Raw genomic sequence first — 13,512 nt, 5'->3', positions numbered from 1 at the left:
GTGACAGCCCGGAACAGGGAACCGAGCGAGGGACTGGAATGAAAAGACGACAAGGATGTGCGGGGATGCTGCTGGCGGTGCTGTCGCTGCCGGTGCTGGCCGCGGTGGGTGCCCCCGAGCAGGAGGAGCTCAGACTCGGCTTCATCAAGCTGACCGACATGGCGCCGCTGGCGGTGGCCTACGAGCGGGGCTATTTCGAGGACGAGGGGCTCTACGTGACCCTGGAGGCCCAGGCGAACTGGAAGATCCTGCTGGATCGGGTGATCGACGGCGAGCTGGACGGCGCCCAGATGCTGGCGGGTCAACCCCTGGCCGCCCACATCGGCATCGGCACCCAGGCCGAGCTGGTGACGGCGTTCGCCATGGATCTCAACGGTAACGCCATCACGGTGGCCAACAGTGTCTGGGCGGCCATGGCAACCCAACTACCCAAGCCGGTCGCAGGAGAGGTGCCACCGCCGGTGAGCGCTGCCGCCCTCAAGCCCGTGGTGGCGGAGTACCGCCAGGGGGGCAAGCCGTTCAACATGGGGATGGTGTTCCCCGTCTCCCCCCACAACTACGAGCTCAGGTACTGGCTGGCGGCGGGCGGCCTGCATCCCGGCTTCTATGCGCCCAAGCTCGGCGACAACTCGGGCCAGCGCCAGGCGGACGTGCTGCTGTCGGTGACGCCGCCGCCGCAGATGCCCGCCACCCTGGAGGCGGGCACCATCGCCGGCTACAGCGTGGGGGAGCCCTGGAACCAGCAGGCGGTCGCGAAGGGCATAGGGGTGCCCGTCATCACGGATCAGGAGATCTGGCGCAACAACCCGGAGAAGGTGTTCGGCGTCACCCGGGAGTGGGCCGAGCGTCACCCCAACACCCATGTCCGGCTGGTGAAGGCGCTGCTGCGGGCGGCCTGGTGGCTGGATGCAGAGCAGAACGGCAACCGGCGCGAGGCGGCCAGGATGCTGGCCAAGCCCGAATACGTGGGGGCTGACGAGCAGGTGATCGCCAGCTCCATGACCGGCACCTTCGAGTATGCCAAGGGGGACAAGCGGCAGGTGCCTGACTTCAACGTCTTCTTCCGCCACCACGCCACCTATCCCTACTACTCCGACGCCATCTGGTATCTGACCCAGATGCGGCGCTGGGGCCAGATCCCCGAGGCCAGGCCGGACGCCTGGTTCGAGCAGGTGGCCAAGGCGGTGTATCAACCGGGCGTCTATCGCCAGGCTGCCGAGGCGCTGATCGCCGAGGGCAAGCTCAAGGCGCAGGACTTCCCCGACTTTGCCAGCGAGCAGGGCTATCGCGGCCCCCAGGATGGCTTCATCGACGGTCTCATCTATGACGGCCGCCACCCCAACGCCTATCTGCAGCAGTTCGCCATCGGCCTCAAGGGCGATGAGCGGGTGCAATGAGCGAGGAGAACGCAATGAAACGACACAAGTGGCCACTCATCAATTGGAGAGCCATCAATCTGAAAACCCTGGTGCAGCCCCTGCTCGGCGTGCTGCTGTTCCTCGGCCTCTGGCAGTGGGGGGCGAGTCAGGTGCAGACCAGTCTGGGCACCCTGCCCGGGCCGCTCGCCACCGCCAGCCAGTTCTGGTCCCTCGGCCAGGATCACCTGGCGGAGCGGGAGAAGGCGAGCGCCTTCCTCGAGCGCCAGCAGGTTCGCAACGCCGAGCGGCTGGCGGCGGATCCGGCGGCCGAGGTGAAGCTGCGCCCCTACACCGGGCGCCCCACCTTCTTCGATCAGATAGCCACCAGCCTGTTCACCGTGCTGTGCGGATTCGGGCTCGCGACCCTGATCGCCATCCCGTGCGGGGTGCTGCTCGGCATGAATCAGGGGCTCTATCGCGCCGCCAACCCGGTGATCCAGCTGCTCAAGCCGGTCTCCCCCCTGGCCTGGCTGCCGCTCATCACGCTGGTGGTGAGCGCTCTCTACGCAAACCCGAGTCCCTGGCTCGCCAAGTCCTTCCTCACCTCGGCGCTGACGGTGACCCTATGCTCCCTCTGGCCGACCCTGATCAACACCGCAGTCGGGGTGGCGGGGTTGGACAGCGACCTGCACAACGTCAGCCGGGTGTTGCGCCTCTCCTTTGTGACCCACGTGCGCCGCATCGTGCTGCCCGGCGCCCTGCCCATGATCTTCACCGGGCTGCGGCTCTCCCTGGGGGTGGCCTGGATGGTGCTGATCGCGGCGGAGATGCTGGCCCAGAACCCGGGGCTCGGCAAGTTCGTGTGGGACGAGTTCCAGAGCGGCGGCTCGGCCTCCCTGGCCCGCATCATGGTGGCGGTGATCACCATAGGCCTCATCGGCTGCGCCCTGGACAGGGGCATGCTGGCCCTGCAGCAGTGGTTGTCCTGGGACAAGCGCCAGGTGCTGCGTTAATCACATTTCTATTCAGGCAGGAGAAGAGCCAATGAAGAGTTATCTGGAGATAAGCGACGTCGGCATCTCGTTCGAGACGGAGCAGGGCAGCTTCGAGGCCCTCAGCCGGGTCAACCTGCGCATCGAGAAGGGGGAGTTCGTCTCTCTCATCGGTCACTCGGGTTGCGGCAAGAGCACGGTGCTCAACCTGGTGGCCGGGCTGCTGGAGCCGACCCTGGGCGGCATCATCCTCGATGGCCGCGAGGTGGCGGGGCCGGGGCCCGAGCGGGCCATGGTGTTCCAGAACCACGCCCTGCTGCCCTGGCTCAGCGTCCAGCAGAACGTGGCGCTGGCGGTGGGCCAGGTGGAGCCTGACAAGCGGGCGGTGGCGGAGCGGGTGGACTACTACCTCTCCCTGGTGCAGATGGATCACGCCAGCCAAAAGATGCCCCACGAGCTGTCGGGGGGCATGAAACAGCGGGTCGGCATCGCGCGGGCCCTGTCGCTCTCCCCCAAGGTGCTGCTGATGGATGAGCCGTTCGGTGCCCTCGACGCCCTGACCCGGGCCCATCTGCAGGATGCGCTGATGGCGATCCAGGCGGAGCTTGGCAACACCGTCATCATGATCACCCACGACGTGGACGAGGCGGTGCTGCTCTCCGATCGCATCGTCATGATGACCAACGGCCCCAGTGCCACCGTCGGGGAGATCCTGACCGTGGATCTGCCAAGGCCCAGAGACAGGGTCGCCCTGGCGGATGACCCCCACTACCACAAGCTGCGCCAGCAGGTACTGCGCTTCCTCTACGAGAAGCAGCGCAAGGTGACCCCCCTCAAGGCAGCCGGGCAAGTGCGCAGCAAGCTGCGCGCCTGAGCCCACCGGATTCAAGGAAGAGAGATATGACTGACAAAGAGCAACAGTGGGTGATCGGCGACGGCGTGGACCTGATCGATCGCCAGAGCGCCGGATCCGCCGAAAAGCAACGCCTGCTGGTGGTGGGCAACGGCATGGTGGGTCATCACTTCGTCGAACAGCTGGTGGCGGCCGGTGGCCTCGACCGGTTCGAGGTGACGGTGTTCGGGGCCGAGCCTGACTCCGCCTACGACAGGGTGCACCTCTCCGAGGTATTCGGCGGCAAGGCCCCGGAGGCGCTGCGCATGGCGGATCCCGCCTGGTATGAAGAGAGCGGCATTGCGCTGCGGCTGGGGGCCGAGGTGGAGGTGCTCGACCGGGCCGCCCGCACCCTGACGCTCGCCAACGGCGAGCAGTTCCCTTACGACCGTCTGGTGCTGGCGACCGGCTCTGTGCCCTTTGTGCCCCCCATCCCCGGCCATCAGCGGGAGGGCTGTTTCGTCTACCGCACCCTGGGGGATCTTGCCGCCATCCGCGATGCCTGCGCCCAGGCCCGCAGCGGCGTGGTCATCGGCGGCGGCCTGCTGGGGCTGGAGGCGGCCAACGCCCTGCGCCTGCTCGGGCTCAAGACTCAGGTGGTGGAGTTTGCCCCCAGGCTGATGCCGGTGCAGCTCGACGAGAGCGGCGGCGCCGTGTTGCGAGACAAGATTCAGGCGCTCGGGGTCGAGGTGCTGGTGGAGAAGGCCACCGAGTGCATCGAGCAGGGGGAGCAGGCCCGTCACCGGCTGCGCTTCAAGGACGGCTCTCATCTTGAGACCGATGTCCTGCTGTTCTCGGCAGGCATCCGCCCCGCCGACGCCCTGGCCCGCCAATCCGGGCTGAACGTCGGGGAGCGCGGCGGCATCTGCATCGACGACGGCTGCCACAGCTCGGATCCCGCCATCCTCGCCATCGGCGAGTGTGCGCTCTGGCAGGGGCGCATCTTCGGCCTGGTGGCACCCGGCTACCAGATGGCCCGCACCGCCGTGGCCAGCCTGTGCGGCGGCGAGACCCGCTTCGTCGGGGCCGACATGTCCACCAAGCTCAAGCTGATGGGGGTGGACGTGGGCTCTATCGGCGACGCCCACGCCAGCACTGCCGGGGCCCAGGAGCTGCTGTTGCTGGACAGGGTCAACGGCATCTACAAGAAGCTGGTGACAGACGGCGAGGGCAATCGCCTGCTCGGCGCCATCCTGGTGGGGGACGGAACCGATTATGAGCGGCTGCTGCAGTACTACCAGAACGGGGTGGCGCTGCCCCAGCCGCCGCTCTCCCTGCTGGTGGGAGAGGCGGGCGCGGCCCCCGCGCCCCTGGTGCTGCCGGACAGCGCCATCCTCTGCTCCTGCCACAACGTCAGCAAAGGGGACGTGGTGGCCGCCGTCAGGGCGGGCAATCACGAGCTTTCTGCGGTGAAGAGCTGCACCAAAGCGGGCACCGGCTGCGGCGGCTGCAGCAACCTGCTCAAACAGGTGGTGGAGCAGACCCTGGCGGATCTTGGGGTCGAGGCGGACAAGGGGTTGTGCGAGCACTTCGCCTACGGGCGCCAGGAGCTCTATCACCTGGCCCGGGTCGGCGAGCTGAAGAGCTTCGAGGCGCTGCGAGACAAGCATGGCCAGGGTCTGGGCTGTGACATCTGCCGGCCGACGGTCGCCTCTATTCTGGCGTCGCTCTGGAACGAGCACGTGCTGGAGAAGCCCCACCGCGCCCTGCAGGACACCAACGACGCCTTCCTTGCCAACCTGCAAAAGGACGGCACCTACTCGGTGGTGCCGCGCATCCCGGGGGGGGAGATCACCCCGGAGGGCCTCATCACCATAGGGGAGGTGGCGCGCAAGTACGGCCTCTACACCAAGATCACCGGCGGTCAGCGCATCGATCTGTTTGGTGCCCGGGTCGATCAGCTGCCCGCCATCTGGGGCGAGCTGGTGGCGGCGGGCTTCGAGACGGGTCAGGCCTACGGCAAGTCGGTGCGCACCGTGAAGTCTTGCGTGGGTTCGACCTGGTGCCGCTACGGGGTGCAGGACTCCATGACCCTGACCCAGACCCTGGAGCACCGCTACAAGGGACTGCGAGCCCCCCACAAGCTGAAGTTCGCGGTCTCTGGCTGCACCCGGGAGTGCGCCGAGGCCCAGAGCAAGGACATCGGCGTCATCGCCACCGAGCGGGGCTGGAACCTCTATGTGTGCGGTAACGGCGGCATGCGGCCGCGCCACGCAGACCTGTTTGCCACCGATCTCGACGAGCAGACCCTGATCCGCTACATCGACCGGCTGCTGATGTTCTATGTGCGCACCGGGGACAGGCTGCAGCGCACCTCGGTCTGGATGGAGAACATGGAAGGGGGGCTCGACTACCTCAAGTCGGTGATCATCGAGGACAGGCTCGGCATCGGTGCCGAGCTGGAGGCCATGATGGGGGAGATAGTCGGCACCTGGCAGTGCGAATGGAAGAGTACCCTGGCGGACCCGGACAAGCTGAAGCTGTTCGAGGCCTTCGTCAACCGGCCCGAAGACGAGACACCGCCGCGCCGTGAGGAGCGGGGGCAGTGGGTGCCGGATATCTCTATCAAGGAGGTGGTATGAGCGGGGCCAGCGGGTTGCACGCCCGCCATCAGCATCAAGGAGGTGATATGAAGGATTTCAAGGAGGGCACAGTGCGCCCTGAGCATGGGCAGTGGCATCGGGTGTGCGAGCTGGCGGCCCTGCCGGAGCAGGCCGGGCGCAGCGCCTGGCTTGAGGGGCGGGTGCTGGCGCTGTTTCGCCTCGGGGAGCGAGTCTATGCCCTGGACGGGGTGGATCCCCTGGCCGGAGTGGCGGTGCTCGGGCGTGGCCTGGTGGGGGATGCCGGGGGCGAACCCGTGGTCGCCTCACCGCTCTACAAGCAGCGCTACGCCCTGATGGACGGCCGCTGCCTGGATGATCCGGCCCTGAGTGTCGCCTGCTGGCCGGTGCGACTGGAAGGCGGCGCTGTCTGGGTGCAACTGGGCTGAGCGGGCTGTGTAGATTGTCATCAAGGATCACCGGGCTTGCCCGGTGATTTTTTGTGCGCAAGCCGACAATTTTTGCACGAGGCGATGGCGGGTAAACGTTTTTCGGAAATAATGGACAAACGTTTGTAACTGGATGTTTGTCTATGACGGAACGTGAGCAAGAGATCCTCGCCCTGCTGCGCCAGGATCCCATGATTGCCCAGCAGGAGCTGGCGGACAGGCTTGGCATCAGCCGCTCGGCGCTGGCGAGCCATATCTCCAGCCTGATGCGCCAGGGCTATGTGCAAGGCCGCGGCTATGTGCTGCGTGAAGGCCCCTACGCCGTGGTGATCGGCGGCGCCAACATGGATATCTGTGGTTGCAGCCACGACAACCTGCGCATCGGTGACTCCAACCCGGGCCGGGTACGTACCTCGGCTGGCGGGGTGGGGCGCAACATCGCCGAGAACCTGGCGCGGCTCGGCACCGATACCCGGCTGCTGACCGCGGTGGGCAACGATCAGTACGGCCATCACCTGCTGGAAGTGAGCCAGCGTGCCGGCGTCGACGTGCGCCAGGTGCTGGTGCTGGATGGGCAGGCGACCTCCTGCTACCTCAGCCTGCACGACGGCAGCGGCGAGATGAGCTGCGCCGTCAACGACATGGGGATCATCGACGAGCTGACTCCGGCCAGGCTCGCTCCCTTGAGCGGCTTCCTCGGCGCGGCGCGGCTTTGGGTGCTCGACACCAACCTCGCCACTCACACCCTGGACTGGCTGTTCGAGCGCCAGGGTGAACACATCATCTTCGTCGACACCGTCTCGGTGGCCAAGGTGGAGAAGATCCGCCCCTGGCTGCACCGGATCCACACCCTCAAGCCGAACCGCACCGAGGCGGAGCAGCTGTGCGGCTTCACCATCGCCGGGCCCGACACCTGGCCCATGGCGGCGGCCTGGTTCCACCGCGCCGGGGTGCAGCGGCTGTTCCTGAGCCTCGGCGATCAAGGCATCTTCTATAGCGATGGGGAGCAGCAGGGCCATCTGCCCGTGCTCGGCAGCCCTGTCGTCAATGTGACCGGCGGCGGCGATGCCTTTATGGCAGGGCTGGCCCACGCCTGGTTGCTGGAGCAGGGCATCATGGAGGCGACCCGATTCGCCCTCGGCTGCGCGGCCCTCACCGTCAATTGTTCCGATACCGTCTTTTCCGGCCTATCCAAGGCCGCCGTTGAACGCATGCTGGAGGAGTACCCATGTTGAACGCTTACCTCGATATCCAACCGGTCGTCGCAGAAGCCCTGGCCGCCGGCAAGCCGGTGGTGGCTCTGGAATCCACCATCATCTCCCACGGCATGCCCTATCCGCAGAACGTGGAGACGGCGCGTCAGGTCGAACAGGTGGTGCGTGACAACGGCGCCGTGCCGGCCACCATCGCCATCATCGACGGTCGCCTCAAGGTGGGTCTGGACGAGGGGGCTCTGGAGGCGCTGGGCAAGGCCGGCCACACCGCCACCAAGTGCAGCCGGCGGGACATTCCCTTCGTGCTGGCGAACAAGGGGCTGGGCGCGACGACTGTCGCTTCCACCATGATCATTGCCGCCATGGCGGGGATCCGGGTGTTCGCCACCGGCGGCATCGGCGGCGTGCACCGCGGCGCCCAGGAGACCTTCGACATTTCGGCGGATCTGCAGGAGTTCGCCCAGACCCCGGTGGCCGTGGTCTGCGCCGGTGCCAAGTCGATCCTCGACATCGGCCTGACCCTGGAATACCTGGAGACCCAGGGGGTGCCCGTTATCGGTTATCAGACCGAGGAGCTGCCCGCCTTCTACACCCGGGAGAGCGGCTTCAAGGTGGATTACCGCCTCGACACTCCGGCGGCCATCGCCGAGGCGCTGCGTCTGAAGTGGGAGCTGGGGCTTGCCGGTGGCGCCGTGGTCACCAACCCGATCCCGACCGAGTTTGCCATGCCCAAGGCCGACATCGATGCCGCGATCAAACAGGCGCTGCGGGAGGCGGGCGAGCAGGGGGTCAAGGGCAAGGAGTCCACTCCCTTCCTGCTGGCCCGGGTGTGCGAGCTGACCGGCGGCAACTCCCTGGCGGCGAACATCCAGCTGGTGCTGAACAATGCCGCCCTGGGTGCAAAGATTGCCGCCAGCCTGTAACGGCAGGTGAATGAATGCAAAAGAGGGCCTGTTGGCCCTCTTTCTTATTGTGCAAATCGGTTACATAAAACCTTATTGCAGCACCAGTCGACCGTTGAGGGGTTGCACGGGTCTGTTGTTGGGGTGGTGCATCACGGCCTTGAAGGCATCGATCTGGGCCTGGCTCACCTGCACCGGTTGCTTCATCACCAGCCAGCGCACCCCTTCCGAGCAGGGCGGCGTGGTCAGCGACCCGCTGAAGCGGTAGTAGTCGCGCCTGGCGGGCAGCAGTGACTCGGCCGAGATCGGGTCCTTGAAGGCGTGGATCTCCCCCGCCTTGGCTGGCAGGGTTTGCCAGGCCTGACTCAGGGCCCCATTGGCCTGGCCTGGCTCGAACATCACGGCGACCACTGCCAGCTCCCCCTTGTCATTGGCGTGCACCAGGTGTCCCTCCAGGGGGTAGGACCTGCCCTCGATGAGGTTTTCGCTGGGAGCGTGGAAGTGGAACTGCTTGAGCTCGAAGCGCATGCCGTCGAGCTCAAGGCTGCTGCCCGGGGCATAGTTGACCTGCACCGTGTGACCGTTGTTGACCAGGGTCTTGCCGCCCGGCAGGTAGTGGAACTGCAGTGGTGCCAGCTCGGCTTCCACCAGACCTGCGAGGTTGACCGGCGACTGGTTGCTGCCCGCGCACTGGCCAAATTCCGGGGTCAGGCTGGCCCATTTCGCCGGGCCGGCCTCACCGCTGTATTCCCAGTGCGGAGCTGCGGCGAAGGCGGTGGGGCACAACAACAGAGAGCAGGCCAACAGGGACTTTCTCATCATGCATCCTTATCTTGATTGAAAAGCGCGGCCATCCGTTTCCCCACTCGGTGAGGGAACAGCAGATGGCATTCTCTGGAATGCGGGATACAGAATGTCAGACCGGATATTTATTATTGAGGATCATTGCAGGCGATATTTATGATGCATTTAATATGAATCTAAATAATCTTAGGCCACTCCTTAATATTGAGTGGTGGCTCTTTAAAATGAAAGCAATCTAATTAATTGGCTGGTATCAAGGATGAATTCTTTCATGTTCCTCTCATCGAGGTCAGGCTTTTTTACCTCGCAAGCCTTCGCTTCAAGTCCACCAAAAAATCACAATTCATTGTTTTTTATTGTCATTTTTCATTCCTGTTTTGAACTTGAACAAATGATAGACAGTTGCTCCCGGGCAGGCTGACGCTGCGATTGTTCGCAAACTCAAGAGAGAGAGTAAATATTGTCTGCTGGCGCTGGCGCTGGCGCTGGCCTTGCCCGGAACGGGTAATAGGGCCGATATAACTGGTCAGCCCGGTCAACTGCTGTACCGGGAGGGCTATGCCTCAGGACAACAAGTCGGCCAGCCGGCTTGCGGACTACGCAGTAAAGGTGGATGAGGTGAAGCAGCAGAGCGGGCTCGACTTCTGCGCCGAGCGACCTGATGAGCCGGAAGAGGCCATGGAGTTCAGGCTGATGGCCATATGGGCAGTGGCTCTCCCTCATGACAACAGGGGCCTCGGCCCCGTTGTCATTTGCTTATCTCATCCCCCACCTGCTTGACCGCATCCCGGGTACCGTGGCCGATCTCGCGGGTCACGTCACGGGTGGTGTGGCCAATCTCGCGGGTCACGTCCCGGGTGGTGTGACCCACGGTGCGGCCCGCCTCCTTGATGTCGGCGCAGCCGCCGAGCAGGCTGCCCAGGGCCAGGCCGAGTGCCATCAGTGCCATGCAGTCATGCCTCATGCCGTGCTCCTTTTCGTTTCATCATCATCTTCATGTCGATGTCGGCATTATGGCCTCGTGTGCAGCGGCCGGACAACCAGCAGGGTGTGGCCCGGTCCCGGGATCTCGTGCTCGGCCTCCACATGGAAATGAGCCTCGCGCAGGCACTGGTACAGCTGTTTGGAGTGATAGAAGCGGCTGTTGCCGTTGGCCAGGCAGGTGAAGTAGAGGGAGGTGGCGTTGAGACTGAAACTGGCGGCTTCGAAAGTCTGCCTGTCCCAGAACAGCTCCAGGATGCAGACCCGGGCGTCCGGTTTCATGACCAGTCGGACCCGGTTCAGGATGGCGACGATCTGCGCGTGGCTGAAGCAGTCGAGAAACTGGCTCATCCACCAGATGTCGGCCTCGCCGGGCAGGGGGCCTGGTTGCAGCAGATCCACCGGGTGGCCCTGCACCCGCTCCGCCAGTCCGGCCTCCTCGATGTTGAGGTGGGCCAATGCCAGCTGCTCGGGCAAATCCAGGATGGTGACCCGCAGAGCGGGATCCCGTTTGGCACAGGCGATGGCCCACTTGCCGGTGTTGCCGCCCAGATCGTAGAGGTGGCGCGGCGCATAGCCGAACACCTTGTCCTGCGCTTGCTGGAATGCCCAGTCGGAGTAGAAGTGATCGAACGCAAACCAGCTGCGGCGGGCCGGTTCGGGCAGCTCGTTCAGGTGCGGGTAGAGGGTCTGCCAGGGACCGAACTCCTGCAAGCCGGCTGGCGAGCCCTGACGGATGGCGTCGAGTAGATGGGCGAGAGGCTGATAGCAGACATGCTGGGTAAAATCGAGATTGACCCGGCTCATGGCGTCGTGCAGCAGGTATTTGCCGACCCGGCCCAGCACATAGTGCTCGTCTGTCAGGTAGCAGAGCCCGCCACCGAGCCCCATGTCCAGCAGCACGCCGGCACCGTATTCGCTCAGCTCGCATGCCAGGGCGATCTCGGCCAGCGAGGCCCCCCGCGAGCCGCGGGTCTCGAGAAACGCCAGCACCCCGGTTTCACGCAGGCACCAGCTGGCCTGAAACAGCATGGGCCCGAAGGCGATTTTCTGGGCCTCGCTGATGGCTTCCAGCGCGTTGTATGGGTCTGCCTGATAGTGGTTCACGGGGTGACTCCTGCCGGTTTATTGGTTCTGTGTGCGGGAGAGTTCGGTCTGGATGGCCTGATTCAGACCCAGCACCCAACGGTTATAACTGCGATGTATGCTGCCCTTGCCCTTGTCATCAAGGTTGATGCTGCTCACATAATTAATGGAGTAATCGCGAGCGCTGTAGGGAATATCGATTACCGCCTGATGTTGACGCACATTGACCTGGCCACGAATAAGCCCTGGTCGTTCTTTCCTCATCACCCAGCTCTTGCCTATGCCCGCCGTAATAATGGCCTTGGCCACCTGTTCTTCGGTCAGATTGAAGGGCACCGGATTGACCGCCATATTACGGATGGGCTGGCTGGTGGAGCAAGCGGCCAACAAGGCACAGGTCAGTATCAGGGATATTTTATTAATGAGTTTCATAATATTTCCTTCGGGGAGGATATTCATCAATTCGGGCGAGGCAATGAGACAACACAAATTGTTTATTTTCAATCGCCAAGGCAGTGGATAATCTGCGCCAGCTATTATTTTTGATGAATAATGGTATTATCCGACCGGTATTAACCTGATGACGCCATTCCATACCGTGGAGCAGGCACTACCCGTCGGATGAGTGCCTTTTATCGTCTTCGCTCCCACCCACCGTTTTAAGGACAGGTTGCCTGAAATATGCTCTCTTTCTCGCTGCTGGATAGCCAGGCACTGTCTCCGGGTCTGGCCGATGAGGCCGCCTGGCAGGCGTGGGCGCAGCAGGGCCGCTGGCCCGTCGACCCGCCGTTTCCCGCTACCCCCTTGCTGCCCATGATGATGGCGCGCCGTCTGAGCCAGGGCTCCCGGCTGGCGGTGCAGGTGGGGCTGAGCCTGCTGGCTCTCCATGTCATTGATTACGCCATCTTCGTCAGCCGTCATGGCGAGCTGGCCCGCTCTGTGACACTGCTGCAGGCGCTGGCGGACGGACAGGCGTTGTCGCCCACGGATTTCTCCATGTCGGTGCACAACACCGCCGCCGGACTCTGCTCCATTCAGGGCAAGGCCGCCATTCCCATGACCTCGTTGGCCGCGGGAGAGAACGGCCTGATGGCGGGCCTGACCGAAGCGGTCTGCGCCCTGCAGGCCGGTGCCCGCCGGGTGCTGCTGGTGGCATTCGAAGGACCTGTGCCCGAGTTTCACCGTCCCTGGCTGGCGGACGAGGCGCCGCCCCACGCGTTGGGGTTGGTGCTTGAGGCTGGCGACCAGTGGCGCTGCGAGGGGGCGCGCCGCACAGTCGAACCCCATGCCCGCCCGCTGCCGCAGAGTCTGGCCTGCTGGCGTGCCCTGTTGCGGCATGAGTCGACCCTGGCCCTTTGCGATGGCCGCCAGGAGTGGGCATGGCAGCGTTGCTGAACCGGGGTTGGCGGCTGATCGGCACGGCCCTTGGCTTCACCCTGTTCGGGGTGGGCGGCCTGCTGCTCTCCCTGTTCTGGTTTCCGCTGCTGGCGCTCTGTCTGCGCGGCGAGCGGCGCCGTACCCTGGCCCAGCTCACCATCCGCCACAGCTTTCGGCTGTTTCTCGGCGTGCTGCGTGGCTGGGGGGTGCTCGATTACAGCGTGAGCGGCATGCCCGCCCACTTGCGTGGCGCCCTGGTGGTGGCCAATCACCCCAGCCTGCTCGACTACGTCATGCTGGCCGCCGAGATGCCGGTGTGCGACTGCATCGTCAAGCAGTCCCTCTGGCGCAACCCCTTCATCGGTGGCGTGGTGCGGGCGGCCGACTATCTGCCCAACGTGGCAGGCGAGGATCTACTGGCCCTGTGCCAGTCGCGGATCCGGGCCGGCGGCCTGCTGCTGATCTTCCCGGAGGGAACCCGCACCACCCCGGGCGAACCCATCAAGCTGCAGCGCGGCGCGGCCCAGCTTGCGGTGCGCAGCCAGGTGCCGCTGCAACTGGTGCGGATCCACTGCAGCACCCGATTTCTCACCAAGCAGGACAAATGGTTCAAGATCCCGGAAAATAAGCCGACTTTCACCATAGAATTCCTGCAACAGGTGGCGGCGGACGAGGTGGTCTCCACCGGCCAGAGCAGTGCGCTGGCCGCCCGCCAGCTGACCCGCTTTCTCACCCGGGCCCTGCAACCGGGGCCCCAATGACAGCATATGGAACAGTTATGCAAGACCTGCATCTAGAGATAAAACAACTCATCATCGACAGCCTCAACCTCGAGGGGCTGTAACCGTTCACCGGGACGGTGTTGACAGCACCAACTCCTCCGGGAACGGGTAGTCGGTTTTCTCGATGCAGGACCT

The 13,512-nt window shown here is 64.5% G+C and carries 13 protein-coding genes and 1 pseudogene; 10 read left to right on the top strand and 4 right to left on the bottom strand.

The genetic code is table 11. The annotated features are described in order from the left end of the window. The first annotated feature begins 38 nt into the window (after positions 1-38). From PG898_RS12725 to PG898_RS12695, 7 genes are all read left to right on the top strand, one after another. A complete protein-coding gene (locus PG898_RS12725; protein ID WP_270824727.1) occupies positions 39-1,397 on the top strand; it encodes a CmpA/NrtA family ABC transporter substrate-binding protein in 1,359 nt (452 codons plus the stop codon). 14 nt (positions 1,398-1,411) lie between these two features. Continuing rightward, on the top strand, positions 1,412-2,371 hold the full coding sequence (locus tag PG898_RS12720) for an ABC transporter permease (protein ID WP_111912860.1): 960 nt from the start codon (positions 1,412-1,414) through the stop codon (positions 2,369-2,371). A 31-nt stretch (positions 2,372-2,402) separates the two neighbouring features. Next, positions 2,403-3,224, top strand: a complete 822-nt coding sequence (locus PG898_RS12715; protein ID WP_171273337.1) for an ABC transporter ATP-binding protein — start codon at positions 2,403-2,405, stop codon at positions 3,222-3,224. A 26-nt stretch (positions 3,225-3,250) separates the two neighbouring features. Next, positions 3,251-5,824 (top strand): nitrite reductase large subunit NirB, encoded by a 2,574-nt coding sequence (gene nirB / locus PG898_RS12710; RefSeq protein WP_182787890.1) that lies wholly within the window; start codon positions 3,251-3,253, stop codon positions 5,822-5,824. A gap of 47 nt (positions 5,825-5,871) precedes the next feature. Then, on the top strand, positions 5,872-6,231 hold the full coding sequence (nirD, locus tag PG898_RS12705) for a nitrite reductase small subunit NirD (protein WP_182787892.1): 360 nt from the start codon (positions 5,872-5,874) through the stop codon (positions 6,229-6,231). 143 nt (positions 6,232-6,374) lie between these two features. After that, positions 6,375-7,466 carry a PfkB family carbohydrate kinase gene (locus tag PG898_RS12700; protein ID WP_111912854.1) on the top strand — a complete coding sequence of 364 codons (1,092 nt, stop codon included), beginning with the start codon at positions 6,375-6,377 and terminating at the stop codon, positions 7,464-7,466. After that, a complete protein-coding gene (locus tag PG898_RS12695; protein ID WP_270824726.1) occupies positions 7,460-8,368 on the top strand; it encodes a pseudouridine-5'-phosphate glycosidase in 909 nt (302 codons plus the stop codon). The genes PG898_RS12700 and PG898_RS12695 overlap by 7 nt, the downstream gene beginning before the upstream one ends. 72 nt (positions 8,369-8,440) lie before the next feature. On the opposite strand, the gene PG898_RS12690 is transcribed toward PG898_RS12695, so the two are convergent. The 4 genes from PG898_RS12690 to PG898_RS12675 all read right to left on the bottom strand — a co-directional run bounded on the left by PG898_RS12690 (position 8,441) and on the right by PG898_RS12675 (position 11,722). Then, positions 8,441-9,166 (bottom strand): carbonic anhydrase, encoded by a 726-nt coding sequence (locus tag PG898_RS12690; protein ID WP_270824725.1) that lies wholly within the window; start codon positions 9,164-9,166, stop codon positions 8,441-8,443. A gap of 733 nt (positions 9,167-9,899) precedes the next feature. Next, entirely contained in the window at positions 9,900-10,115 is a 216-nt protein-coding gene (locus PG898_RS12685) for a hypothetical protein (RefSeq protein ID WP_042649423.1), read from the bottom strand. A gap of 47 nt (positions 10,116-10,162) precedes the next feature. After that, positions 10,163-11,239 carry a methyltransferase gene (locus PG898_RS12680; protein WP_270824724.1) on the bottom strand — a complete coding sequence of 359 codons (1,077 nt, stop codon included), beginning with the start codon at positions 11,237-11,239 and terminating at the stop codon, positions 10,163-10,165. Positions 11,240-11,257: 18 nt separating this feature from the next. Beyond that, on the bottom strand, positions 11,258-11,722 hold the full coding sequence (locus tag PG898_RS12675) for a hypothetical protein (RefSeq protein WP_111912846.1): 465 nt from the start codon (positions 11,720-11,722) through the stop codon (positions 11,258-11,260). 177 nt (positions 11,723-11,899) lie between these two features. Between PG898_RS12675 and PG898_RS12670 the strand changes: the two genes are divergently transcribed. The 3 genes and pseudogenes from PG898_RS12670 to PG898_RS21250 all read left to right on the top strand — a co-directional run. Beyond that, positions 11,900-12,613, top strand: coding sequence for a beta-ketoacyl synthase chain length factor (locus tag PG898_RS12670; RefSeq protein WP_270824723.1), 714 nt, complete (start codon positions 11,900-11,902; stop codon positions 12,611-12,613). Beyond that, positions 12,598-13,356: a lysophospholipid acyltransferase family protein gene (locus PG898_RS12665; protein ID WP_111912842.1), complete on the top strand. Its 759-nt coding sequence runs from the start codon at positions 12,598-12,600 to the stop codon at positions 13,354-13,356. Before PG898_RS12670 ends, PG898_RS12665 begins: the two co-directional genes overlap by 16 nt. A gap of 17 nt (positions 13,357-13,373) precedes the next feature. After that, positions 13,374-13,436 (top strand): annotated as a pseudogene (locus tag PG898_RS21250) (acyl carrier protein); the annotation flags it as partial. Between the last annotated feature and the right edge of the window lie 76 nt (positions 13,437-13,512).

It is taken from the genome of Aeromonas sp. QDB31 (genome assembly GCF_027707605.1).
GTDB lineage: Bacteria > Pseudomonadota > Gammaproteobacteria > Enterobacterales > Aeromonadaceae > Aeromonas > Aeromonas media.
Note: the sequence above shows the minus strand (reverse complement) of the source record. Positions and strands in the feature narration are given on the sequence as shown.

Excerpts from the sequence above, each read along its gene's own strand:
- PG898_RS12725 (WP_270824727.1), top strand. The coding sequence starts at position 39 with ATGAAAAGACGACAAGGATGTGCGGGGATGCTGCTGGCGGTGCTGTCG.
- PG898_RS12720 (WP_111912860.1), top strand. The coding sequence starts at position 1,412 with ATGAAACGACACAAGTGGCCACTCATCAATTGGAGAGCCATCAATCTG.
- PG898_RS12715 (WP_171273337.1), top strand. The coding sequence starts at position 2,403 with ATGAAGAGTTATCTGGAGATAAGCGACGTCGGCATCTCGTTCGAGACG.
- nirB (WP_182787890.1), top strand. The coding sequence starts at position 3,251 with ATGACTGACAAAGAGCAACAGTGGGTGATCGGCGACGGCGTGGACCTG.
- nirD (WP_182787892.1), top strand. The coding sequence starts at position 5,872 with ATGAAGGATTTCAAGGAGGGCACAGTGCGCCCTGAGCATGGGCAGTGG.
- PG898_RS12700 (WP_111912854.1), top strand. The coding sequence starts at position 6,375 with ATGACGGAACGTGAGCAAGAGATCCTCGCCCTGCTGCGCCAGGATCCC.
- PG898_RS12695 (WP_270824726.1), top strand. The coding sequence starts at position 7,460 with ATGTTGAACGCTTACCTCGATATCCAACCGGTCGTCGCAGAAGCCCTG.
- PG898_RS12690 (WP_270824725.1), bottom strand. The coding sequence starts at position 9,166 with ATGAGAAAGTCCCTGTTGGCCTGCTCTCTGTTGTTGTGCCCCACCGCC.
- PG898_RS12685 (WP_042649423.1), bottom strand. The coding sequence starts at position 10,115 with ATGAGGCATGACTGCATGGCACTGATGGCACTCGGCCTGGCCCTGGGC.
- PG898_RS12670 (WP_270824723.1), top strand. The coding sequence starts at position 11,900 with ATGCTCTCTTTCTCGCTGCTGGATAGCCAGGCACTGTCTCCGGGTCTG.
- PG898_RS12665 (WP_111912842.1), top strand. The coding sequence starts at position 12,598 with ATGGCAGCGTTGCTGAACCGGGGTTGGCGGCTGATCGGCACGGCCCTT.